Consider the following 21,590-nt stretch of genomic DNA (forward strand, 5'->3'; position numbering starts at 1 on the left):
CTGGATACAGTCGCCGGCATGAGAGGGTACCGGTGGCGAGTTATCAAGACCTGCTCGACGTGATTGCGCGCGTCGGTGCGGTCACCGGTGACAGCCAGGCCTGGCTGACGGGGCTCTCGGACACCGACCTCGCCACGATCACCAGCCCGGTCAGTGTGGTGTCGCCGAGTGCAATCGACAACGTAGTGGCCAAGATTCGCGCTCAGCATCGGGCGGCATTCGACCCGGCGGCACCCATCGACCAGGCCCCGGGCATAGGGGAGGGGCTGGCCGCCGAGGCCATTCGGACGGCTGAAACATCTCTGGCACAACAGAATTCGAGGAGCGCGCAGCTCGACCTGCAGGTGATCACCGCGGTGCTCAATGCGCATGCCGTCCACTCGGCTGGCCGGGAAGCCCTCGACGGTCTGCAGAGGGACATCGAGGCCGCCGTCGCGGCCCGCACCGACCTTGACACCCCGGCCGGTGCTCGCGCGTTCCAGCGGTACCTGATCGACAAGCTGCGCGACATCAAGACCGTGGTGGAGACCGCGGGACTGGACGCCACCTCGAAGGCATCGTTGGCCGCCGCGCTGGCGTCGCTGTACGTCGGTGCCACCCCGGACTCCGCGGTCGAGACCGCACCCGACGCCGGCCCGGCGGCCGCGAAACCGGCAGAGCGGGCCGTCGACATCCCGCCGGATCTCGGCCCGGACCCGTTCGCCGACGCCCTGTTGCCCGACGACCTCGCGCCTCCGCCGGCTGACCCCGGCGCCACCGTCGGCCAACCGGTCGCGGCGCCGATGATCCCACCCATGGCCGCGATCCCCGCGATGGGCGGCGGATCCGGCGGGGGCGTGCCCGCTGGCCCCAGCCCCATGCCGCAAGCGTTCGACAACCTCACCCCGCCGCGAATGCCGTCCGCAGACATCTCTGACCTGCTCGACGACCCGTTGCCGGATGAGCCGATCGACGACACCCCGATCGATCCGGCGCCCGACGACGACAGCGGCGTGGGGGAGGAGGCCGATGGGCCGCTTCCGGACGACTCGACCGTCGTCACCCTGCCCACCGGTGAAACGGTGACCGCGCCGACGCCTCAACTGGCGGCAGCCATCAGCGCCGCGGTGGCCGGAACACCGATCCCGGAGGCGTTTCGACAACAAGGCATCATGATCCCGGCCCCGGGCACCGCGGTGTCGCATCCTGTCGACGCCGCCCGGGTGTTGCCCGGTGATATCGGGATGCTGACCGACCGGCATGCGCTGGCGTTGGGCAACGGCAAGGCGGTTCTGAACAACCAGATCCAGCCCATCGCCAGCGTCGCAGGCCCGAGCTTCCTAGGGTGGGAGCATCCGCCTGAGCCGGGCGCCGAAGCCACGACTCCGAGACCAGACCGACCCGCGCCGACCCGGCCCGCGGTGACAGCCGAACCACCGGCGATAGGAGAGTGACATGGCAGAGCGCATCCACGTGGTACCCGACGAGCTGCGCCGCGCGGCCCGCGACCACCAGAACACCGCGGAGCAGCTGAGCACGGTGCCTGCCGGGCACGCCGACATCCTCGCCAGTCTCGACTCGCTGGGCCCGATCTTCGGTGAGCTGCGCGACGCCGGCCGCGAACTGCTGGATCAGCGGCGTGCCTGCTACGAGCAGCAGGCCGCGGCCCACGCCGAACTCGCGACCAATCTGCGCCGCGCCGCCGACGTCTGGGAACACCAGGACAGCGCTGCCGCCACCGAGCTCGGCCGCATCACCCAGGATGGTTCATGACCGAACCCGATCCCGAGTTCGACGCGGCCCACCCCAGCGGGCACATCCTGTTCCGGTCGTGCCGTGGTGGTTACCTGCACAGCGTGGCCCTGGCCGAACCGGCGATGGACGCCGACGCGCAGACCCTGGCGCAGGGCATACTGCTGACGGCGGACGTGTCGTATCTGAAAGCGGTGCTGCAGGTGCGCGCCGAGATCGTGGCGGCGGGCCACACCCCGTCAGACGATGTGGCGAGCAGCCGCGACCTCGAGCTGGCCACCGAGGTGCTGCGGCAGCATCGGCTGCGGCCCGACGAATCCTGACCGGTTACCGGTCGCCGTCGGCGGAGGCAACCTCCGGCGGCACAACGGGATTCGGGCCGAACAGCTCGCGCGCCCGCTGCAGCAGGGCACGCACCTCGTCGAGTTGTTGCTGCAGCAGCGAGTCACCCATGGTCGGTACGTTATCGACCGTGCCGGGCCGGCACAATTCACCCGCGGACGCGGGCGATCTCAGCGTTGATGCGATTCAGCACGTCGGTGTAGCGGCCCGCTTCGCGGTGCTGTCCGGGTTTACCGCTGCTGACCAGTCCGACCGACAGTCGGCGTTCCGGATCCGCCCAGACCGCGATGTTGGTCAGCCCGGTGTGGCCGACGGCGCCGGGTGCGTCGCGTCCGAACGGCCCGAACCGGGTGGACCCGAGCATGTAGCCGGTGCCCCAGCGCATCGGTGCGAACCCGGTCGCGATATCGGGCCGCAGCCGGCGTGCGGGTGCCGCCGCCGCGCGCAGGGTCTCCGGCCGCATGACCCGGACGCCATCGAGTTCACCTCCACGACAGAGGATTTCGGCGAAGCGCGACAGCTCGTCGGCGGTGGACACCGTGCTGGACGACGGGACGACGCCAGTCAGGAACAGCGGGGTGTTGGAGAAGGGGATGATCTGCTGCGGGGTTCCGCCGACGGCGGCCCGGAACGCCTTGGCGATCGGCGCAGGCAGCGGTTTACCCGTCACGTGGCTCGGCGCGACCAGCGGGACATCCTGTTCTGCCACGCCGTAGTTCGTCCACCGGAACCCCAGCGGGTCCAGGATGTCCTCGGCGAGGATGTCGCGGATGTTGCGCCCGGTTGCGGCCGAGACGATCTCGCGGACCAGCGGACCCCAGGTCAGCCCGTGGTAGATGTGCATCAAGCCGGGACGGTGGATGGGTCTGAGCTCACCGAGTTTCTCGCGCGCGTAAGCACTCTCGTTCATCCGCTTGAGGTCCGGTCGCGGCCCGGTGGCGAACGGCACGCCGGCGCTGTGGGTGATCACGTGCCGGATGGTGGTGCGGTCTTTGCCGTGGCTGGTGTAGTTCGGCAGGTAGTCGCAGACCCGGTCCTCGAGGGAGAACTCGCCCCGCTCGACGAGCATGTGCACCACCGTCGTACTGATGGCCTTGGCCGCGGAGTACACGCAGAACGGGGTCTCGACCGTGACCGGTACCTTCTCGGCGTCCGGCGGGTCGGCCGGACCGTTTCCCCAACCGTGGCCGATCGCGCGGTTGAGCACAATTTTTCCGTTGTGCCGCAGGCATAGTTGGATGGCGGGGTGCATCCCTGCGGCGTACCAGTGCCGCACCGATTCCCAGATCCGGTCGGCGGTGGCCGCCGAGATGTCGGCACGGTCCTCGGCGCCGACGTCGGTGACGGCGTCGAGGTCGGCCGGGACGCGAATCCGGCCGTCCCCGGCGGGGGAGTGGCTCACCCCTGCTGCCGGTGCAGGGTCGCGGCCAGATGGTGGGTGAGCGGCACGCCGACAGCGGCCATCCGCACGTTGTAGGCGAGCTCGTCGCCGGTGAGTTGGAACGAACGACTCAGGGCGGTAACGCTTTTCGCTGATCTAGAGAGTCCGATGGCGGTCGAGTCGAGCTGGATGTCCAAACCGTCGCCGGTCACCGACAGCGTGCCTTCGTCGATCTCGGTGACCCCGGTGGGATGAGCGACGACGAGTTCGATGCGGCCGGCCGACGGCACCCGGAGGTAGCCGGTCTCGGCGTGCAGGGGCCGGCCGTCTGCGGTGGCTCGGGTCCGCTGCGAGTAGGTCAAGAAGGGCTTGCCGATGTGTCCTACCGCGATCTCTTCGATGTAGTCGAACGTCTCGATGGTCGGGTACTCGCCGGTACCGGCGCCGGTCCAGGTGCCCAGCAGGGGCGCCAGGACCGCGACGTCGGGATGAAGCTCGGGCACGATGCCCAGAGTACGGGCCGCGATCTACATCGGGCCGACGAGCTCGACCCAGTTGCCGTCCGGGTCGGCGACGAACATCCAGCCCATACCGGGTACCGCGGTGAACTCGGCGAGCTCCTGGGCGATCTCGTATCCGGAGGCCTTGACCTGCGCGGCGGCCGTGGTGGTGTTGGCCACCACCACGGTGTAGTAGCGGATGCCGGCCGCGGCCGGCCCGCCGCCGGGCGTCGCGGGCGCGGCCGGCGGCTGGTCGAGGGTGATCAGCTTGAGCACGTTGTCACCGAGTGCGTAGCGCTTCATGGTTCCGCCGGGGAAGTCGAGGTCGCCGGTGAAGGGCAGGCCCAGGAAGTTCTCGTAGAACTCGACCATCGGACCCAGGTTGGTGGTGACCAAACCGACTTCGATGTTCTTGGCGAGTAGCTCGATGGCCATGGTGTTCCTCTGCGTTGAGTGGGTGACGTCGGACGGAAAAGCGGTGTTCAGATCGGGCCTGCGAGCTCGACCCAGTTGCCGTCGGGATCGGCCACGAAGAACCACCCGATACCGGGCAGGGCGGTGAATTCGGTGAGCGGCTCGACGATTTCGTACCCGGCGGCGGTGACCTGGGCGGCCACCTCGGTGACGTTCGTGACGACCAGCGAGATGTAGCGGACACCGGTCTGCGCGCGTCCACCGCCGGGAGTGAGCGCTGCGGGAGGCGGCTGGTCGTAGGTCACGAGTTTGAGGGTGTTGTCACCGATCAGGTAGCGCTTCATGGTTCCGCCGGGAAAGTCCAGATCGAGCTGAAACGGCAGCCCGAGGAAATTCTCGTAGAACTCGACCATCGGAGCCAGATCGGTGGTCACCATACCGATCTCGACACTGGGGGCGAGCAGCTCGACGGCCATGGTGTCGAAGGATACGGCCCGGGTCGGTCAGGACGCGGGCTTCGTCCCGATCGTGATGAGGTCGAACACGGCTTTGGTCCACAGCGGCCGGTGCACCCGGTGCTGCTCGCTGATCGTGAAACCGGCGTCGGTGAACAGCGTGCGCATCTCCCGCGCCGACGGGTTGTGCGCGGCACTGGCCGGCGAGTTGGTCAGCTGGCCGACCAGCGGCAGTTGCGGCGGGCTGATCGTCGCGACCGCCGCCAGTCCGCCGGGCCGCAGCACGCGGTGGAATTCGCGCATCGCCGCAGGCTGGTCGAAGAAGTGAAAGGCCGACGTCGAGACGACCGCGTCGAGCGCCTCGTCGTCGAACGGCAGTTGCTCGGCCGGCCCCTTGCGCCACTGCACCTTCGGGTCGCGTGCCTTGGCCTGCTTGAGCATGCCTTCGGACATGTCCACCCCGTACACTTCGTCGGGCTGCAGCTCGGCTTCAATGCGAGCCGCGAGAATTCCTGTGCCGCAGGCGATGTCAGCGATTCGGCGGGCACCGTGGGCGCGCAGCTCGTCGATGACCTCGTCTTGTGCGGGCTGGTAGACCCATTGCTGCAGACGGGGATGGTCGTAGAGCGGTGCGGCGACGCTCCAGAACCGTGTCACCAGGTCGTTGAGATTGCGACCGCGTGTCGCCATGGCACTCGCCTTCGCTAGAACCGATCGGACCAGTCTAGGAAGGGACAGCCGGCTACTTCGCCAGCGGAGCCAACTGCAGATGGGTGTGCGGGCCGCGGGCGAGCGCGGCCACCGCCGAGACGATGTTGCCCGCCGTGGTGACCAGCCCCTCCGGATCGCAGACCCGCAGCACGCGGGCAACCGCGGGGCCGGGGACCAGCACCCAGTCGATCCCGCGCCGCGAGCACCGCACGGTGAGGGTGTGCAGTGCCGTGAACCCGTCCGTCGCGAAGAAGTCGAGCTTCGACAGGTCGATCACGAGCTGGTGGTATCCCGAGATGTGGTCCTCGACGTAGCCGACCATGTCACCGGCATTCGACGCGTCCACCTCGCCGACTGCGGCGATGAGCAGGGTGGTCGCGCTGAGCTCTCTGGACCGGAAGGCTCCACGGTCAGTGCGGTCGCGGCCCGGGCGGGTGACAGCCAGGGGTCCCGCGGTGATGGCTGAAGTCATGGCGCCTCCATCAGTGGTACTCCGCGATGCCGGATGTGCCTGCCGAAGCTGTTCGAATAGAAGCATTGCTGCGAAAGTTCTCGAGCCCTTGCGCGCTAGCGTCTCCCGGCGGCTGTGAACTCAACCTGGGGGAAATGTACTACGGAATCAGTTGTGTGGCTACGAATTGTTGCAGATAGCTATATCGGCACTTCAACACCGATTCAGGTGTCCCGAAAATGGGACGCGATGGTGCGGATATGGCAAATATTGACGCAGTACGAAATTGAATCCGAAGGTTTGCTGCCGAACACTCCTGTCACCGTGGCCGAGCCGGTGTCCGGTGGCGCTGGTCGGACACGATGCGCTGGTACGGGTCCGGTTGCCGACGACGGAATCCGTACCGCGCCGGCGGCGTCGGCAACGCCATCGCAGGTGCGGCGCCACCGGCCCGGCACAGTATCTTCGGGGGCAGGACTATGAGCATCCCTTACACACCGCAAACTCCGGCGGGCACACCGACCTGTTACCGCCATCCCGACCGCCCGACCTACGTGCAATGCAGTCGCTGTGGTCGGCCGATCTGCCCTGAGTGCATGCGCAGCGCTGCGGTCGGCCACCAATGCATCGACTGCGTGGCGGCGGCCGGGCAGAGTGTGCGCCCAGCCCGCACCGGCGCGGGCGGCATCCGGCGCGCCGGCCTGCCGTATGTGACCTATGCGCTGATCGCGGTCAATGTGGTGATGTTCGTGCTGCAGATGACGTCGAAAGATCTCCAGCGTGAGCTCGTACTCTGGGCGCCCGGCGTTGCGGGGGGTGAGTACTTCCGGCTGATCACCTCGGCGTTCATGCACTACGGCGCCATGCATCTGCTGTTCAACATGTGGGCGTTGTACGTCATCGGGCCGCCGCTCGAGGCCTGGCTGGGCCGGCTGCGGTTCGGTGCGCTGTACGGTCTCAGCGCGCTGGGGGGTTCGGTGCTGGTGTACCTGCTCGCTCCGATAGGGGCCGCCACCGCGGGCGCGTCAGGCGCGGTCTTCGGATTGTTCGGGGCGACGTTCGTGGTGGCCAAGCGCCTCAACCTCGACGTGCGCTGGGTCGTCGTGCTCATCGGGATCAACCTGGTGCTGACGTTCACCGTGCCGTCGATCAGTTGGCAGGGCCACGTCGGCGGGTTGATCATCGGGTCGCTGATCGCGGCGGTCTACACCTACGCCCCGCGGGAACGCCGCAATCTGGTGCAGGGCGGCGTCTCCGCGGCAGTGCTGGTGGTGTTCGCGGCGCTGATCTATTGGCGCACCGCAGAGTTGATCGGTCAGTACGGCGCGCTGATCACCGGCTGACTCAGAGCCGGGTCAGCCAGAACGGGTAGGTGAACGTCCCACCCGGTGCGCCGTCGCAGCCGACGTCGAACGACGATTCCATGGTTCCCGACAGGGTCTTGGCATCCCAGGTGAAGACATCGCGGGTGGGGATGACCGGGCCGTAATAGATGTCGCCGCAGCGCAATCCGTCGGGATTGTCGACGGTCATCGTGTATTGCCCGTTGTTCAGCGTCGCGATGCCGTACCAGGGGTAGGCCTTGGCGATCGGCATGGGGTTGGCCGAGACGCGGACGCAGGTCGGCGAAAATACGATCTCGCCGGGGCAGGGGGCGGCCCCCCACGCCCAGGTATGGAAGTCCCGGCGATCGGGGATGATGAAGTTGTAGTTGCCGGGCCACAGTTCTGCGGACGCCGGCGGGGCCAACGTCACCGCAGCCGCCGTGAGCGCAATGCCTATCGCCAAAGTCCGCAACGCCCGGCTCCCTTCGTAGCTCCGCTGTAGAAATCTATGCCGTGCGGCCGTGAGAAATAAGCGGATTCCGCAATGTCACCTGGTGACCACCAGCACGTCAAGTCTGCGGGGACCGTGCACACCTTCGACCCGGTTGAGTTCGATGTCGCTGGTGGCGCTCGGTCCGGAGATGAAGGTCAGCGGTCGCCCCGGGTCCAGGGCGGCGAACGCCTGCGGGACGGTGTCGACGATCTGGTCGGTGAAGACGACGCAGATGTGATGGTCGGGGACCAGGGTCAGCGCTCGGCGGCCTTGGGTGGGGCCGGCGTCCAGGACGATGGTTCCGGTGGCCGCGACGCCCAGGGCACATCCGGTGACGACGGCGCCGGCAGCGTCGAGTTCGGTTACCGCCACAGGGTTTTCCCGGCTGTCGACGACGGTGTCGATGCCGTCGACCCACTCGGTGGGCAGTCCGGACGGTATCGCCACCCGGGTGCCCGCACCCGTCAGCGCAGCGACGGTGGCCGCGATCTCGGCGGCCTCGACGCGCAGCACCTGGGCCTGGTATTCGGCGACAGTCCGCGCGAAGGTCTCCGCGCCACCGGGTCCGCGCGCGGGCTCCCGGTCGTAGTCGCGCGGCACCTGGACGGGCTCGGGCGGGGCTGCGGCGAGTGCCCCACGGATCCGGTCGAGGACGATGCGACGAGTCTCGTTCATCGGGACGCCTCGTCGTGGGTTCGGGCCCACCACTGCCGGAACGTCTCCGCGGGCGGCGCGGGCACGTCGCGGCTGGTGGTCCAGCGCGACGCCGGCCAGGGTAGGGCGGTGATGCGCTGATCGGCACCCGCCGCCAGCCGCCCGGCCCCGAGGAGCTTCTCGGCTGCGGCGAATCGTCTGGGCGAGGCCATCGTCCACGCGGCGGCGCCCATCGCCAGGTCTTGACCGATCGCCCGATGGTCGTCGACCTGTGCGGCCCGCAGGTGCACCAGGATCGAGGGGATGTCGATCCGCACCGGGCACGCGTCGAAACACGCGCCGCACAGCGACGACGCGTACGGAAGCGAGGCGTTGGGGTCGTCGTGCCCGCGCGTCCCGGTCAGCTGCGGGCTCAGGATCGCGCCGATCGGGCCGGGATAGATCGAGCCATAGGCGTGGCCGCCGGTGCGTTCGTACACCGGGCAGACATTCAGGCAGGCGCTGCAGCGGATGCAGTGCAGGGCGGCGCGGCCCACCGCGTCACCGAGCGCCGCGGTGCGGCCGTTGTCCAGCAGGACCAAGTGGAACTCCTGCGGTCCGTCACCGGGATGCACACCGGTCCACATCGAGGTGTAGGGATTCATCCGTTCAGCCGTCGATGAACGCGGCAGCAGCTGCATGAACACCTCGAGGTCGGTGAACCGCGGCACCACCTTCTCGATGCCCATCACCGTGATCAGCGTCTGTGGCAGGGTCACGCACATCCGGCCGTTGCCCTCGGATTCGACGACGGCCAGTGTCCCGGTTTCGGCGACCGCGAAGTTCGCACCGCTGACGGCGACCCTGGCGGACAGGAACTTTCGACGTAGATGCGCGCGGGCCGCCATCGCGAGTACACGCGGATCGTCGGTCAGCTCACCGGCATCGGGCATCTCCCTGGCGAAGATCTCGCGGATCTCGGCACGGTTGCGGTGGATCGCCGGAACGAGAATGTGGCTGGGTGTGTCGTGCCCGAGCTGCACGATCAGCTCGGCGAGGTCGGTCTCGATCGCTGCGATGCCTTCGGCTGCCAGATGCTCGTTGAGCCCGATCTCCTGGGTGGCCATCGACTTGACCTTGACCACCTCGTCGGCGCCCGTCTGGCGGATCAACCCGGTCACTATGCGGTTGGCTTCGGCGGCGTCGCGCGCCCAGTGCACCACGCCGCCGCGGGCCACCATATTGGCTTCGAGCTCCTCGAGCAACTCCGGAAGCCGGGCCATCACGTCTTGCTTGAGTGCGCTGCCCGCGGCCCGCAGCTGCTCCCAGTCCGCGCATTCAGCAACGGCGGCAAGCCGTTTGGTGCGGATGGTTCTGGTGGCGTGTCCGACGTTGCGGCGCATCTGGGTGTTGGCCAGCTCCCGTCGTGCAGCCTGCGGGAACGGTTCGGTGCCGCGCAGATTGCCGATGCCGGGTATGCCGAGGAATGTCATGGCGCCTCCGTCGCGGCCAGGATCTCCGCGAGGTGGACCGTGCGCACCGCCGAACGCATCCGGCTCAGGCCGCCGCCGATGTGCATCAGGCACGAACTGTCCCCGGCCACACACACTTCGGCGCGCGAGGCGATGACTGCCGACATCTTGTCGGCCAGCATCGCGGTGGAGGTGTCGGCGTTCTTGATCGCGAAGGTGCCACCGAATCCGCAGCAGGTGTCCGCGTCGGCGAGCTCCACCAACGTCAGGCCGCGCACCTGGCGAAGCAACTCCAGAGGCTTGTCACCGACACGCAACAGCCGCAGCGAATGACAGGTCGGGTGATAGGTGACCCGGTGCGGATAGTAGGCACCGACATCGCGCACAGCGAGCACGTCGATCAACAACTCGGACAGTTCATAGGTGCGTGCCGCCAACGCCTCTGCCCGCCGCGCCAGCGCGGTGTCGCCGGCCCGGCGGGCCGCCATCGCATGCTGATGGCGTACCGACCCGACACATGATCCGGACGGCGCGACCACCACATCGCATCCGCTGCTCTCGAACACCTCCACGTGGTGGCGGACCAAGCCGGTCGCCTGCCCGAGATAGCCGGTGTTGATGTGCATCTGACCGCAACACGTCTGGTCGCTAGGGAAGACCACCTGATGCCCGAGCCGCTCCAGCAATTCGACAGTCGCGATCGCGGCCCGCGGAAACATCGCGTCGGCCAGACAGGTCGCGAACAAGGCGATACGCATCAACCCCACCGTACCGTCACAAGCGCATCGCGGGAACCGGCAGGAGGCGTATTCACGAAATGTCCGGTCAGCCCTGGCTATCCGTCGCGGACAGTTACCATTGGCCTCCACGTCGCCGGGACCCGACGCCGGGCGCACCGAGGAACGGGGTGGGGAGTGAGCACGGCGACCAAGGCCCGCACCGGGATAGTCATCGGTGCCCTGGGTGTGGTGTTCGGTGACATCGGCACCAGCCCCATCTACACGGTGCAGACGCTGTTCAACCCGGGCGACCCACACCCCGTTCCGATCACCCCCGCCAACGTCTACGGCGTGGTGTCATTGATCTTCTGGTCGGTGATGATCATCGTCACCCTCACCTACGTCACCTTGGTCATGCACGCCGACAACGACGGTGAAGGCGGCGTGATGGCACTCATCACGCTGGTGCGCAGGCTCGGACGCAGGTCCAGCCCGCGAGTCATCGCGGCGTTATCGGCGCTCGGAATCCTTGGTGCTGCATTATTTTTCGGGGACAGCATGATCACCCCCGCCATCTCGGTGCTGTCCGCGGTGGAGGGTCTCAAGGTCGTCGACCCGTCACTGTCGGAGCTGGTGGTGCCGATCACCGCGGTCATCATCGTCGGGCTGTTCGCGGTACAGCGGCGCGGCACCGCCGCGGTGGGACGGTTCTTCGGCCCGGTGATGATCGTCTGGTTCCTGGTGATCGGCGCGTGCGGGGTGCGCGGCGTCTCCGGGCATCCGCAGATCCTCAAGGCACTGTCGCCGACGTACGCGCTGGAGTTCATCTTCGGCCACTTCCACATCGCGTTCTTCGCGCTAGCCGCCGTCGTGCTGTCGGTCACCGGCGCCGAGGCGCTTTATGCCGACATGGGCCACTTCGGCCGTAAGGCGATAACCTGGGGCTGGCTGGGTCTCGTGCTCCCGGCTCTCGTACTCAACTACCTCGGCCAGGGTGCCCTGCTGCTGGGCAACCAGAGTGTGGTGAATGCGCCGTTCTTCCTGCTCGTGCCGCATGGCTGGGAGCTCCCGATGGCGATATTGGCCACCGCGGCGACGGTGATCGCGTCGCAGGCGGTGATCACCGGCGCGTACTCGGTGGCCTCGCAGGCAGCGCAACTCGGCTACCTGCCGCGGCTGCGGATCGCCCACACCTCGGCGTCGTCGATCGGCCAGATCTACGTCCCGTGGATCAACGGGATGCTGATGGTGGCGGTGCTGATCCTGGTGTTCGCGTTCCGGAGTTCGGCGGCGCTGGGCTACGCCTACGGGATGGCCGTCACCGGGACGATCACCATCACCACGCTGTTGTTCCTGTACATCGCGCACACCCGGTGGCGGTGGCCGCTGTGGATGGTGGTCATCGGCGGCGGTGCACTGCTGACGGTGGACCTGATGTTCCTGGCCGCCAACCTGACCAAGCTCGTGCACGGCGCGTGGCTGCCGCTGCTGATCGGCCTGGTCACCTTCACGGTGCTGATCACCTGGCAGCGGGGCAGCGAGATCGTGGTGAGGGCCCGCGACAAAGCCGAGGGGCCGTTGCAGCCCTTCATCGAAGAGATCAACAACCACACCCCGCCCTACCCGCGGATCCCTGGGACCGCGGTGTTCCTCAACCGCGAGAGCGAGACGGCTCCGTTGTCGATGCGGGCCAACGTCGACCACAACCACGTCGTGCCCGAGCGGGCTATCATCCTGTCGATCGTCGTTCCGCCGTCGCCCCGGGTGCCCGACGGCGAGCGGATCACCGTCGACGACCTCGGTGACCCGGATGACGGCATCTATTACGTGGCAGCCCAATTCGGTTACATGGAGCGACCCGACGTCCCGGCGGCGTTGCGGTTGGTGGACCCGGCCGACGTCGGCGGCGCCATCGACCTCGACAGCACCTCCTACTTCTTGTCCAAGATCGAACTGGTTCCCGGTGATCAGCCGACGATGGCGCCCTGGCGCAAGAGGATCTTCATCGCCACATCGTTGATGGCTGCGGATTCCGCGGGATACTTCGGGCTTCCGACCAGTCAGACGGTGCTGATCGGTTCGCGTATTCAGGTTTAGCTCCACGTGTCCACCCGCCGTGACTACGGTGTGCCCATGACCGACTCCACGACGGTGGCGATCGTCGGCGGCGGCCCCGCCGGCATGGTGCTCGGACTGCTGTTGGCCAGAGCCGGCATCGAGGTCACCGTGCTGGAGAAGCACGCCGACTTCCTGCGCGACTTCCGCGGCGACACAGTGCATCCCACGACCCTGCGACTTCTCGACGAGCTCGGCTTGGGCGAGCGTTTCGCGGCGTTGCCGCAGAGCAAGGTCGATCACGCCGAGTTCACCGTGGGCGACACCTCGCTGACGATGGTGGACTTCCGCAGACTGCGCCAGCCCCACCCGTACATCGCGATGGTGCCGCAGTGGGATCTGCTCAACCTGCTCGCCGAAGCCGGTCAGGCGGAGCCGACGTACACGCTTCGGCTGTGCCACGAGGTGACCGGGCTGCTACGCAGCGGGGCCCGGGTAGCCGGGGTTACCTACACCTCGCCGGACGGCGACGGCGAACTGCGGGCCGACCTGACTGTGGCATGCGACGGCCGGACGTCGGTCGTGCGGCAGTGCGCGGGCCTGGTGGCCCGGGATTTCCCGGTGCCGTTCGACGTGTGGTGGTTTCGGCTGCCGCGGGACAGCAGCGCCGAATACACGCTGATTCCCCGGATCGCCCCCGGACGTATGGTGATCATGATTCCGCGGGAGGGGTACTTCCAGCTCGCCTACCTGATCCCGAAGGGCAGCGACGCGCGACTGCGGGCACGCGGGCTGGACGCACTCAAGGCCGAACTGGCCGAGCTGATTCCGGAGGCCGACACCGACAGCCTGACTACGCTCGACCAGGTCAAGTTCCTCGACGTCCGACTCAACCGGCTCAGTCGCTGGCACACCGACGGACTGCTGTGTCTCGGCGATGCGGCTCACGCGATGTCCCCGGTCGGCGGCGTCGGCATCAACATGGCCGTCCAGGACGCGGTAGGCGCGGCGACACTGCTGGCCGGCCCGCTGCGGCGCGGCGCTGTGACCGACCGCGACCTGGCCGCTGTCCGTAAGCGCCGATTGCCGCCCGCCGCGGTCACCCAGGCCGTGCAATGCCTGTTGCACAAGCGGCTGGTGGCGCCGATTCTGAACGGGCACAACGCCGATCCGCCGGCGGCGATCACCGCGCTGATCCGGCGGTTGCCATGGCTCTCGGTGATCCCGGCCTACCTGGTCGGTGTCGGGGTGCGACCCGAGCACGCCCCCGCGTTCGCTCGCCGCTAGGCGCGGCCGCGGCGAGAGACCCTGCCCCTCACCTTATTTCGTTCACGAGAAGTTCGGAACCAGGGCACGCAGCAGGTACTGCTCGACAAAGAGTCTTTTGGCGTCGACAGGACGATGCCGCCACGCGGGAGCGAGCAGGAACAACGACGCGGTGTGCAGCCAGCGCGCGGTCTCCCGCTGGTCGAGTTCGGCGTGCAAACTGCCGGCCGCCTGCCATCGTTGGAACAGCGGACCGTAATGCCGCAGTACGACGTCGACGATCTGCTCGGAGCCGATCTCGAGTGCCGTCGCCACCGCCGTACTTTCACCCGACATCAGGGCCTCGTTCATCGCGTTGCCGACCACGGACTGGACTGGAACCAACATCAGTTCCTGGATCGAGGCCGATGCGTCGTCGGGCTGCGGTAGCGATGCGACGTGCGCGGCCAGCGCGGCGTCGATCCGGGTCAGCAGCAGCCCCAGCAGAAGGTCGTCGCGGGACGGGAAATAGCGGTACACCGTCGAGCGGACCACGCCGGCTTCGGCGGCCACTTCAGCCATCCGGATCTGGGTGTTGCCCCGGCGCACGATGCACCGGCTTGCCGCTTCGAGCAGCCGGTGGCGCGCCTCATCGCCGGCAAGCAGTGCCCGGTCGGAGCGCACGGGACGACCCGTTGTTCCCATTCGCCAGATCGTACGACCCAGCGCAAGGACGTCTCCGCAATCACTCGTCAGCCGCCGACCATGATCAGGCCGCCGTCGACCGGCAGCAGTTGGCCGGTGATGAAGTGCGAACCCTCGCCGGCCAGGAACACCAGTACGGGTCCGAGGTCGCGGTCGGGATCGCCGAGCGCCCCACCCAGCGGGATGGAGGCCTTGATCTGCTGATCGATGAACGGCGCCGCGTCCGGGCCGAGGAAGTCCCGCAGCCGGTCCGCCCCCCGGGTCTGCATGGCCGGCGCCAGCGCATTAACCGTGACGTTGTCGGACGCCCAGGCCTTCGCCGCCGAGCGGGTCCAGGCCTGAACCGCACCCTTGGCCGCGGCGTATACCGCGGAGATCGGACTGCCCATCACCGCCTCGGCCGAGCCGAAATTGATGATGCGCCCGCCGGACTTGCGCATCACCGCGTGTGCGGCCTGGTTGGTCAGGATCGTGGTCTTGACGTTGGTGTCCAGGACGAAGTCGATGTCGGCGGTGGTGATCTGGCCGGGCACACCCTGGTGCCACAGTCCCGCCGCGTTGACCAGTACGTCGAGGCCGCCCATCGCCGCCACCGCGGCGTCGATCATCGCGTTCACCGACTCGGCGTCCCGGGCGTCACACGGCACCCAGATGGCCTGCGAGTCGTCGGCGGGTTCATTCTGGTGATAGGTCGCAACGACCTCGGCGCCGGCATTCGTGAGAGCCCGGACTGCCGCGGCGCCCAGCCCGCCGGCCGCACCGGTGACCACCGCGCGGCGCCCGCTGAGTGGCTTGCTCATCGGGAGAACAGGTACAGCCCTGCGGCCGTGTGCCTTACCATGACGGTCACGGTAGGGTGCGGCACCGCCGGTGTCAACCGTCGACTAGCCGAAAAGCATTGTGCGAGTTGGTCTGTGAGGAACAGATGAAAGCAACGATGATCACCGGGCCGGGGCAGACCGACGTCGTCGATGTCGCCGACCCGGTGGTGGGACCAGCCGACGTGTTGGTGAAGATCAGAGCCTGCGGAATCTGCGGCTCGGACGCGCTCTACATCTCGATGGGTGGGCTGCCACCGCGCCAGGGACGCATGCCGCTCGGACATGAACCGGCGGGCCAAGTTGTCGAGGTCGGCAGCGACGTCACCGGCATCAACGTCGGCGACCACGTGGTGATCAACCCCATCGGCGCACCGAGCGGCATCATCGGCAACGGCGGGGCCACCGGAGCGCTGGCCGAGTATCTCCTCGTCGAGAACGCGGTGCGCGGGCAGACCATCGAGGTGATCCCGGCCGACATCCCGTTCGACGTCGCCGCCCTCAACAAGCCGATGGCTGTCGCCCGGCACGGCGTCAACCAGACCAAACCCATACCGTCGGATAGGGTCGCCGTCTTCGGTGCCGGGCCGATCGGCCTTGGCGCCACCATCGCCTACAAGGCTTTGGGCGTCAGCCACGTGACGGTGGTGGACCTGATCGGATCGCGGCTGGACAAGGCACTGGCCGTCGGCGCCGACTCGGTGATCAACGCCGGCGACGAGGATGTGGCGCGGCGCCTCATCGCGTTGCACGGCAAGGGCGAGGCGATGTGGCCGGGCAAGTCGGGCACCGACATCTACCTCGACGCGGCCGGAGCACCGTCGGTGATCAACACTGCGCTGGCGGCAGCACAGGTCGGTGCGCGGCTGGGGGTGGTGGCCGTGCACAAGGAGCCGGTGCCGGTGGACTTCATCAACATCATGGCCAACGAGATCACCGTCGTCGGATCGATGGGCTATCCCACCGAGATCTTCGAAGTGACCCGAGATCTCGTGGCGAACTGGGAGAAGTACGCGGTGATCGTCAGCCACACCTTCGATTTCGGCGATGTGCAGGACGCGCTGCAGACCGCGCTGACGCCGGGTGCCGCCGACAAGGTCGTCGTCACCTTCGCCTAGAGCTGTGGCAGCACCTCGGTGGCCAGCAGCTCGAGGGTCGCGTCCGAGGCCCGGTCGTGGGTGAAGAACACCACCTGCTCGAAGCCCATGTCCCGGAGTTCGCCCAGTCGGTCGACGATCGCGGCCGGCGTGCCGATGAGACCGCCTTCGTGCAGACCGAAACCCGGACCGCCGAACCGTTTCTCGGCGATCTGGTGCACGCTCTCCAACGCGGCGAAGTCCGGCGCCAGAGCCAACACGGCCTCGACCGACATCACAATGGAGCCGGGATCTCGGCCGATGTCCTCACAGATCGCCCGCAGGACGGTCAGCTTGTGTTCCATCTCCCCGAGCGCATAGGTGGGCACGTTCCAGACGTCGGCGTAGCGGGCCACCAGCGGCAGGGTGTACCTCTCACCGGACCCGCCCACCACGATCGGCGGCCGTGGCTGTTGAACGGAGCCGGGTTTGATGGGCATGTCGCGAACCGTGAAATGCGTTCCGCTGAAATCGATCCGCTGATCGGCGAACGCCTGGGTGAGGATCTCCAGCGTCTCCTGTAGATGCTCGGACCGCTGCGCGAACGTGCCCCAGTCCAGTCCGAGCCGGTGGTGTTCGTCTTCGATGGATCCGCTGCCGATACCCAGTTCCAGCCGACCGTCCGATATCTGGTCCAACGTGGTTGCCATCTTGGCCAGCACAGCGGGGTGACGAAACTGGTTGCACAGCACCATGTGTCCCACGCGGAGGTGCTCGGTGCGGCTCAGCAGAGCGGTGGCAAGCGTCCAGGCCTCCAGCGAATCGATGCCGGGAACGCCGGGGCCGTACATGTGGTCGTAGAGCCACAACGAGCCGATGCCGAGTTCCTCGCAGCGTTGCGCGCGGTGCAGGACCTCGGCGTAGCTGAACCCCATCTGCGGGACGTAGACCCCGACGTCGAGGGGTGTGGTCACTGTTTGATGCCGACGGCGTGGCGCAGCTGGGCCAAGAACTGGTGGGCGTCGTCGCTACGGACCACGTAGTGCGATATCGCGACACGAATTGCGGTGGCGGCCTTGATCTCTGCGTTGGGTCCGCTCAACAGCCTCTGCAGCCGGGTCCGCATCAGCGGCAGGATGCGGTCCAGCTGGGCGATCACCACCTCGGGCTCGATGTCGATGAGCCGTACCCCGGAATAGGTCTGCTGGTAGGAGACGATGAACTGCAGTGCCGCGTCGAGCTTGTCGGTGCCACGCAGTCCCGCGGTGGCCCGGCTGATGCCGGTGTCGAACATCTCGCGCTCGTAGGCGCCGAATGCGTCGAGCAACTCGGTCTTGGACGCGAACCAGCGGTACAGGGTCGGGCGGGAGACGCCGGCCTGAAGAGCGACCTCGGAGAGACTGAGCTTGGTCTGCCCGCTTCGGGCGAGCACCTCGGCGGTGGCATTGAGGATGCGCCGCCGCGACGAGGTTTCGTCGTCGTCGGGGATCACAGCGGTGGTTCCTGCCGGGCTCACGTGTACAGGATTACAGGTCGAGGCCCGGGTGTCACGCGGAGTTCGCACATCCGGGACCGAAAACACTGTCTTTACAAATACTGGTCAAAGTGTCACGCTGTGCACGTGTCGGCGGACCAGCGTGGGTACAGCCCCCACGACATCACGTCGCGGCGATTCTGGGGCCAGACCTTCGACGCCCGCGAGCAGACCTTCGCCGCTCTGCGGGCCACCGACGGACTCACCTGGCATGAGCCGTTTCCCTCGCTGTTCCCGATGGAAGAGCCCGGCTTCTGGGCGTTGACCCGGCGGGCCGATATCGTCCATGCCAGCCTGCACCCCGAGTTGTTCAGTTCCGCGCAGGGCATCGCTCTTGACCCGATGCCCGCCGACATCCAGCGGATCGCCACCTTCTTCCTGATGATGGATCCGCCGCAGCACACGGTGTATCGCCGGCTCATCAGCTCCGCATTCACCCCGCGCAACGTCGCCCAGATCGACGAGCAGGTTCGCAAGAACGCGGCCACCGTGGTCGACGACCTGGTCGGAGCCGGTGAGGTGGACTTCGTCGCGGCGTGCTCGGCGCGACTGCCGATGATGACGATCTCGGAGATGCTGGGCGTGCCGAACTCCGATCGCGAAGCGGTGGCCAAGGCCGCCGAGAAACTGTTCTCCATGAGCGACGACGAGTACGCCACGATCGAGGAGCGCGCCGAGGCGACCGTCAACGAGATGTTCCTGTTGGCGGGCACCGGCATTGAGTTGGCGAAGTTCCGCCGTCGGCATCCGGGCGACGACTTGATGACCAGCATCGTCAACGCCGAAGTCGACGGGCACCGGCTCACCGACGAGGAGGTCGGCGCGTTCCTGGTGCTGCTGGCGTCGGCGGGCAACGACACCACCAAGCAGACGACCTCGCACGCCATGCTGGCGCTGGCGGCGAACCCGGACCAGCGCGCCTGGCTGATGGCCGATTTCGACGGCCGGATCGGACCGGCGGTCGAGGAGTTCATCCGCTGGTCGACGCCGGTGCTGCAGTTCGCCCGATTCGTCGCGCACGACACCGAGCTCGCCGGCCAGCAGCTGAACGCCGGCGACAAGGTCGGATTGTTCTACTGTTCGGCGAACCGCGACGCCGCCGCCTTCGACCGGCCGGACGCGTTCGACCTGCAGCGTTCGCCGAACCCGCACCTGGGTTTCGGCGGCGGCGGCCCGCATTTCTGCCTCGGTAACCAGTTGGCCCGGACCGAGCTGCGGAATCTGTTCCGGGAGTTGCTGTTCCGGGTCGACGTCGAGCTCGGCGAGCCCGATTATCTGTTGAGTAGTTTCGTGCACGGGATCAAGCGGCTCCCGGCGTTCGTGCGGTGAGCGTGAGGCGGGGTATGCGTATCGAAGTGGACCTGACCAAGTGCACCGGGCACGGAATCTGCGAGACGATCGCCGAGGATGTTTTCGAGGTCGACGACGACGGCAGTGTCCGCATCCACGGTGACGCGCGGCCGCAGGAGGACTGGGCGCGGATGCAGCAGGCCGTCACCCAGTGTCCCGCCGCGGCGCTGGCCCTGATCGAGGACTGACCGGTGAAGAAGTACTTCAGCCACACCTTGTTGTACCTGCACGAGACCGTCGCGCTGGGCTCCGAGCGCAGCGACCGGTTCACCGAGAAGTTCACCGGTGTGTACCAGCCGATGATGGAACAGCTTGGGGCGCGGCTGTTCTCGATCTGGGAGACCACGCCGTACAACGGACACTGGCCGCAGGTGACGATCATCTGGGAGATCGACGCGTTCGCCGACTATGCCCGGATCGGCAGGGCGCAAGCACCCGGCGGCAGCCATCGCGAGACCGCCGTCGAGTGGGCGGATTATCTCGGCGGTACCGGCGCGTCGGGGGAGGGCCGGATCATGTACGCCGGGCGCGGTAACCGTCCGCTGGCGGAGCTCAAGGACTCGAAATTCACTGCCGGGCTGGTGATCCAGGAGATCATGCAGACCAAACCGGGCAAGCAGGACGACTACATCCGCGAGCTGGAACGGCTATACGTCCCGTGGTCGGAGCGCACCGGCAAGCGGTGGCTCGGCTCCTTCATCACGACCTTCCGGTTCAACGAGGTGATCCACTACTGGGCGCTCGACGGGGACTGGGACTGCTTCGAAAACCACTACCCGTCGTGGAAGGACAGCCCGCCGGCCGAGATCGTCACGTGGATGAGCGTCGCGCCCGCGCTGCGTGACGGGTGGGAGGACTCGATCCTGCAGGCCCTGCCGCCGTCGCCGCTCCGATGATGGGTGTGATGCAGGGCTTCTCGTACAGTCCCTTCGATCCGGCGGTGATGGCCGACCCGCGGCCGTACTACCGGACCCTGCGGGACCACCACCCGGTGTACTACGTCGACGAACTCGACACCTATGCGTTGTCCCGGTTCGACGACGTCTGGAACGTGCTGGCGATCAACGACGGCACGTTCGTCGCATCCGAGGGAACCCTGCCCGCGGCGGCGGTACTGGCACACCGCAATCACGGTCCGGTCGCCGATCCACCACTGCATCCGCTGCCGTTCCACGCCAACTTCGACGCGCCACTCTATGACGACGTCCGGCGCTGCACGGCGGCGCAATTCCGGCCGAAGTCGGTCACCGCATGGCAGGACCGGATCCGGGAACTGGCGAACGAGCGTCTCGACGAACTGCTGCCACGGGGCAGCTTCGACCTCACCCAGGAGTACGGCGGAATCGTCGCCGCCTCCGTGGTGTGCGAACTGGTCGGACTGCCAACCGAATTGGCCGCCGACGTGCTGGCCACAGTCAACGCCGGCAGCCTGGCGGAGCCCGGCAGCGGCGTCGAGGTGGCCAACGCCAGGCCGGGGTACCTCGAGTACCTGATCCCGGTGGTGCAGCAGGTCCGCGCCGGAGAGTTCCCCGGCCCGCTGCCGATCGTCGAGAACCTGCTGGCCTACCGGCTGCCTGACGGATCGGCGCTCACCGACAGCGAAGTGGCGGTCCAGATGTTGGGCGTATTCATCGGCGGTACGGAGACGGTGCCCAAGATCGTCGCGCACGGCTTGTGGGAACTGCTGCGCCACCCCGATCAGCTCGCGGCGGTGCGGGCAGATCCGGCGGCCAACGTGCCGGTGGCCCGCGAGGAGATCATCCGCTACTGCGCTCCCGCGCAGTGGTTCGCCCGGACGGTGCGCAAGCGCTTCACCATCCACGACACCACCATCCAGCCGGGCCAGCGCATCATCACTTTGTTGGCTTCGGCGAGCCGCGACGAGCGCGAGTTCGGCGAGCCGGAGGTGTTCCGCTGGGACCGTCCGATCGAGCGGTCGCTGGCGTTCGGCCGGGGCCAGCATTTCTGTTTGGGCTATCACATGGCGCGACTGGAGATCGCGGTGCTGCTGCAGGAGTGGCTGCGTCGCGTCCCGGACTACCAGATCGACGCCGACCGCGCCCACCGGCCGCCGTCGAGCTTCCAGTGGGGCTGGAACCACATACCCGTCCACGTGCTGGTGTGACATTGCCGGGCCGCGGCGTGGTGGCAGTAAACACCTTGATTTACTTTCCAGCTGT

At 67.5% G+C, this 21,590-nt stretch carries 26 protein-coding genes; 11 read left to right on the forward strand and 15 right to left on the reverse strand.

The features are described 5' to 3' along the window. Positions 1 to 32: 32 nt before the first annotated feature. The 3 genes from Y900_RS13225 to Y900_RS13235 are packed head-to-tail and all read left to right on the forward strand — an operon-like array spanning position 33 to position 2,054. Positions 33 to 1,433, forward strand: coding sequence for a DUF4226 domain-containing protein (locus Y900_RS13225; RefSeq protein ID WP_036342331.1), 1,401 nt, complete (start codon positions 33 to 35; stop codon positions 1,431 to 1,433). Between the two features lies 1 nt (position 1,434). Continuing rightward, complete coding sequence (locus tag Y900_RS13230; RefSeq protein WP_036342333.1) at positions 1,435 to 1,752, forward strand: ESX-1 secretion-associated protein; 318 nt, start codon at positions 1,435 to 1,437, stop codon at positions 1,750 to 1,752. Next, positions 1,749 to 2,054 carry a DUF2694 family protein gene (locus tag Y900_RS13235; protein WP_036342336.1) on the forward strand — a complete coding sequence of 102 codons (306 nt, stop codon included), beginning with the start codon at positions 1,749 to 1,751 and terminating at the stop codon, positions 2,052 to 2,054. The genes Y900_RS13230 and Y900_RS13235 overlap by 4 nt, the downstream gene beginning before the upstream one ends. 4 nt (positions 2,055 to 2,058) lie before the next feature. Here the strand turns inward: Y900_RS13235 and Y900_RS33440 are convergent, their stop codons facing one another. Genes Y900_RS33440 through Y900_RS13265 form a run of 7 tightly spaced genes read right to left on the reverse strand, consistent with a single transcriptional unit; the run spans position 2,059 to position 6,006 of the window. After that, complete coding sequence (locus Y900_RS33440) at positions 2,059 to 2,184, reverse strand: hypothetical protein (RefSeq protein WP_272945549.1); 126 nt, start codon at positions 2,182 to 2,184, stop codon at positions 2,059 to 2,061. 37 nt (positions 2,185 to 2,221) lie between these two features. Continuing rightward, positions 2,222 to 3,475, reverse strand: a complete 1,254-nt coding sequence (gene lipE / locus Y900_RS13240) for a lipase LipE (protein WP_036342337.1) — start codon at positions 3,473 to 3,475, stop codon at positions 2,222 to 2,224. Further along, positions 3,472 to 3,957, reverse strand: coding sequence for a peroxynitrite isomerase (locus tag Y900_RS13245; RefSeq protein WP_109751069.1), 486 nt, complete (start codon positions 3,955 to 3,957; stop codon positions 3,472 to 3,474). Before Y900_RS13245 ends, lipE begins: the two co-directional genes overlap by 4 nt. Positions 3,958 to 3,981: 24 nt before the next feature. Continuing rightward, entirely contained in the window at positions 3,982 to 4,389 is a 408-nt protein-coding gene (locus Y900_RS13250) for a VOC family protein (RefSeq protein ID WP_036342341.1), read from the reverse strand. A 47-nt stretch (positions 4,390 to 4,436) separates the two neighbouring features. Further along, the gene (locus Y900_RS13255) at positions 4,437 to 4,844 is read right to left on the reverse strand and encodes a VOC family protein (RefSeq protein ID WP_036342343.1); all 408 of its coding nucleotides are present in this window, start codon (positions 4,842 to 4,844) and stop codon (positions 4,437 to 4,439) included. A gap of 27 nt (positions 4,845 to 4,871) precedes the next feature. Beyond that, positions 4,872 to 5,513, reverse strand: a complete 642-nt coding sequence (locus Y900_RS13260) for a class I SAM-dependent methyltransferase (protein WP_036342345.1) — start codon at positions 5,511 to 5,513, stop codon at positions 4,872 to 4,874. Between the two features lie 52 nt (positions 5,514 to 5,565). Continuing rightward, positions 5,566 to 6,006: an STAS domain-containing protein gene (locus Y900_RS13265; protein ID WP_051660048.1), complete on the reverse strand. Its 441-nt coding sequence runs from the start codon at positions 6,004 to 6,006 to the stop codon at positions 5,566 to 5,568. A gap of 458 nt (positions 6,007 to 6,464) precedes the next feature. On the opposite strand from Y900_RS13265, the gene Y900_RS13270 reads away from it, so the two are divergent. Continuing rightward, positions 6,465 to 7,328, forward strand: coding sequence for a rhomboid family intramembrane serine protease (locus tag Y900_RS13270; protein WP_036342347.1), 864 nt, complete (start codon positions 6,465 to 6,467; stop codon positions 7,326 to 7,328). A gap of 1 nt (position 7,329) precedes the next feature. Here the strand turns inward: Y900_RS13270 and Y900_RS13275 are convergent, their stop codons facing one another. The 4 genes from Y900_RS13275 to Y900_RS13290 form a co-directional block, all read right to left on the reverse strand. Then, positions 7,330 to 7,782, reverse strand: a complete 453-nt coding sequence (locus Y900_RS13275; RefSeq protein ID WP_051660049.1) for a hypothetical protein — start codon at positions 7,780 to 7,782, stop codon at positions 7,330 to 7,332. 75 nt (positions 7,783 to 7,857) lie between these two features. Further along, on the reverse strand, positions 7,858 to 8,478 hold the full coding sequence (locus Y900_RS13280) for a LutC/YkgG family protein (RefSeq protein ID WP_036342353.1): 621 nt from the start codon (positions 8,476 to 8,478) through the stop codon (positions 7,858 to 7,860). Next, positions 8,475 to 9,929 carry a lactate utilization protein B gene (locus tag Y900_RS13285; RefSeq protein WP_036342356.1) on the reverse strand — a complete coding sequence of 485 codons (1,455 nt, stop codon included), beginning with the start codon at positions 9,927 to 9,929 and terminating at the stop codon, positions 8,475 to 8,477. Before Y900_RS13285 ends, Y900_RS13280 begins: the two co-directional genes overlap by 4 nt. Continuing rightward, positions 9,926 to 10,666 (reverse strand): (Fe-S)-binding protein, encoded by a 741-nt coding sequence (locus Y900_RS13290; protein ID WP_036342359.1) that lies wholly within the window; start codon positions 10,664 to 10,666, stop codon positions 9,926 to 9,928. Before Y900_RS13290 ends, Y900_RS13285 begins: the two co-directional genes overlap by 4 nt. Positions 10,667 to 10,822: 156 nt before the next feature. On the opposite strand from Y900_RS13290, the gene Y900_RS13295 reads away from it, so the two are divergent. Continuing rightward, positions 10,823 to 12,724 (forward strand): potassium transporter Kup, encoded by a 1,902-nt coding sequence (locus tag Y900_RS13295; protein WP_036342361.1) that lies wholly within the window; start codon positions 10,823 to 10,825, stop codon positions 12,722 to 12,724. A gap of 36 nt (positions 12,725 to 12,760) precedes the next feature. Then, a complete protein-coding gene (locus tag Y900_RS13300; protein WP_036346657.1) occupies positions 12,761 to 13,969 on the forward strand; it encodes an FAD-dependent oxidoreductase in 1,209 nt (402 codons plus the stop codon). Positions 13,970 to 14,011: 42 nt separating this feature from the next. Here the strand turns inward: Y900_RS13300 and Y900_RS13305 are convergent, their stop codons facing one another. Both Y900_RS13305 and Y900_RS13310 read right to left on the reverse strand, forming a co-directional pair. Then, positions 14,012 to 14,632 carry a TetR/AcrR family transcriptional regulator gene (locus Y900_RS13305; RefSeq protein WP_036342363.1) on the reverse strand — a complete coding sequence of 207 codons (621 nt, stop codon included), beginning with the start codon at positions 14,630 to 14,632 and terminating at the stop codon, positions 14,012 to 14,014. Positions 14,633 to 14,679: 47 nt separating this feature from the next. Next, on the reverse strand, positions 14,680 to 15,432 hold the full coding sequence (locus Y900_RS13310) for an SDR family NAD(P)-dependent oxidoreductase (protein WP_036342364.1): 753 nt from the start codon (positions 15,430 to 15,432) through the stop codon (positions 14,680 to 14,682). Between the two features lie 125 nt (positions 15,433 to 15,557). Between Y900_RS13310 and Y900_RS13315 the strand changes: the two genes are divergently transcribed. Next, positions 15,558 to 16,568 (forward strand): zinc-dependent alcohol dehydrogenase, encoded by a 1,011-nt coding sequence (locus tag Y900_RS13315; RefSeq protein ID WP_036342366.1) that lies wholly within the window; start codon positions 15,558 to 15,560, stop codon positions 16,566 to 16,568. On the opposite strand, the gene Y900_RS13320 is transcribed toward Y900_RS13315, so the two are convergent. Together Y900_RS13320 and Y900_RS13325 are read right to left on the reverse strand one after the other, a co-directional pair. Next, positions 16,565 to 17,500, reverse strand: a complete 936-nt coding sequence (locus Y900_RS13320; protein WP_036342369.1) for an LLM class flavin-dependent oxidoreductase — start codon at positions 17,498 to 17,500, stop codon at positions 16,565 to 16,567. The genes Y900_RS13315 and Y900_RS13320 overlap by 4 nt on opposite strands. Continuing rightward, positions 17,497 to 18,042, reverse strand: coding sequence for a TetR/AcrR family transcriptional regulator (locus tag Y900_RS13325; RefSeq protein ID WP_233209505.1), 546 nt, complete (start codon positions 18,040 to 18,042; stop codon positions 17,497 to 17,499). Before Y900_RS13325 ends, Y900_RS13320 begins: the two co-directional genes overlap by 4 nt. A 105-nt stretch (positions 18,043 to 18,147) precedes the next feature. Here Y900_RS13325 and Y900_RS13330 point away from each other — a divergent pair, with 105 nt between their 5' ends. Genes Y900_RS13330 through Y900_RS13345 form a run of 4 tightly spaced genes read left to right on the forward strand, consistent with a single transcriptional unit; the run spans position 18,148 to position 21,535 of the window. Continuing rightward, complete coding sequence (locus tag Y900_RS13330) at positions 18,148 to 19,389, forward strand: cytochrome P450 (protein WP_081845311.1); 1,242 nt, start codon at positions 18,148 to 18,150, stop codon at positions 19,387 to 19,389. Positions 19,390 to 19,403: 14 nt separating this feature from the next. Further along, positions 19,404 to 19,598 carry a ferredoxin gene (locus Y900_RS13335; RefSeq protein ID WP_036342380.1) on the forward strand — a complete coding sequence of 65 codons (195 nt, stop codon included), beginning with the start codon at positions 19,404 to 19,406 and terminating at the stop codon, positions 19,596 to 19,598. 3 nt (positions 19,599 to 19,601) lie between these two features. Further along, positions 19,602 to 20,306 carry a hypothetical protein gene (locus Y900_RS13340; protein WP_036342382.1) on the forward strand — a complete coding sequence of 235 codons (705 nt, stop codon included), beginning with the start codon at positions 19,602 to 19,604 and terminating at the stop codon, positions 20,304 to 20,306. Continuing rightward, the gene (locus tag Y900_RS13345; RefSeq protein ID WP_036342384.1) at positions 20,306 to 21,535 is read left to right on the forward strand and encodes a cytochrome P450; all 1,230 of its coding nucleotides are present in this window, start codon (positions 20,306 to 20,308) and stop codon (positions 21,533 to 21,535) included. Before Y900_RS13340 ends, Y900_RS13345 begins: the two co-directional genes overlap by 1 nt. The last annotated feature ends 55 nt before the right edge of the window (positions 21,536 to 21,590 follow it).

The organism is Mycolicibacterium aromaticivorans JS19b1 = JCM 16368 (assembly GCF_000559085.1).
Lineage (GTDB): Bacteria > Actinomycetota > Actinomycetes > Mycobacteriales > Mycobacteriaceae > Mycobacterium > Mycobacterium aromaticivorans.

What these genes read in the sequence shown, in the direction of transcription:
- Y900_RS13230 (WP_036342333.1), top strand. Translation starts at nt 1,435, where the DNA reads ATGGCAGAGCGCATCCACGTGGTACCCGACGAGCTGCGCCGCGCGGCC.
- Y900_RS13235 (WP_036342336.1), top strand. Translation starts at nt 1,749, where the DNA reads ATGACCGAACCCGATCCCGAGTTCGACGCGGCCCACCCCAGCGGGCAC.
- Y900_RS33440 (WP_272945549.1), bottom strand. Translation starts at nt 2,184, where the DNA reads ATGGGTGACTCGCTGCTGCAGCAACAACTCGACGAGGTGCGTGCCCTG.
- Y900_RS13250 (WP_036342341.1), bottom strand. Translation starts at nt 4,389, where the DNA reads ATGGCCATCGAGCTACTCGCCAAGAACATCGAAGTCGGTTTGGTCACC.
- Y900_RS13255 (WP_036342343.1), bottom strand. Translation starts at nt 4,844, where the DNA reads ATGGCCGTCGAGCTGCTCGCCCCCAGTGTCGAGATCGGTATGGTGACC.
- Y900_RS13260 (WP_036342345.1), bottom strand. Translation starts at nt 5,513, where the DNA reads ATGGCGACACGCGGTCGCAATCTCAACGACCTGGTGACACGGTTCTGG.
- Y900_RS13265 (WP_051660048.1), bottom strand. Translation starts at nt 6,006, where the DNA reads ATGACTTCAGCCATCACCGCGGGACCCCTGGCTGTCACCCGCCCGGGC.
- Y900_RS13270 (WP_036342347.1), top strand. Translation starts at nt 6,465, where the DNA reads ATGAGCATCCCTTACACACCGCAAACTCCGGCGGGCACACCGACCTGT.
- Y900_RS13280 (WP_036342353.1), bottom strand. Translation starts at nt 8,478, where the DNA reads ATGAACGAGACTCGTCGCATCGTCCTCGACCGGATCCGTGGGGCACTC.
- Y900_RS13285 (WP_036342356.1), bottom strand. Translation starts at nt 9,929, where the DNA reads ATGACATTCCTCGGCATACCCGGCATCGGCAATCTGCGCGGCACCGAA.
- Y900_RS13290 (WP_036342359.1), bottom strand. Translation starts at nt 10,666, where the DNA reads ATGCGTATCGCCTTGTTCGCGACCTGTCTGGCCGACGCGATGTTTCCG.
- Y900_RS13300 (WP_036346657.1), top strand. Translation starts at nt 12,761, where the DNA reads ATGACCGACTCCACGACGGTGGCGATCGTCGGCGGCGGCCCCGCCGGC.
- Y900_RS13305 (WP_036342363.1), bottom strand. Translation starts at nt 14,632, where the DNA reads ATGGGAACAACGGGTCGTCCCGTGCGCTCCGACCGGGCACTGCTTGCC.
- Y900_RS13310 (WP_036342364.1), bottom strand. Translation starts at nt 15,432, where the DNA reads ATGAGCAAGCCACTCAGCGGGCGCCGCGCGGTGGTCACCGGTGCGGCC.
- Y900_RS13315 (WP_036342366.1), top strand. Translation starts at nt 15,558, where the DNA reads ATGAAAGCAACGATGATCACCGGGCCGGGGCAGACCGACGTCGTCGAT.
- Y900_RS13335 (WP_036342380.1), top strand. Translation starts at nt 19,404, where the DNA reads ATGCGTATCGAAGTGGACCTGACCAAGTGCACCGGGCACGGAATCTGC.
- Y900_RS13345 (WP_036342384.1), top strand. Translation starts at nt 20,306, where the DNA reads ATGGGTGTGATGCAGGGCTTCTCGTACAGTCCCTTCGATCCGGCGGTG.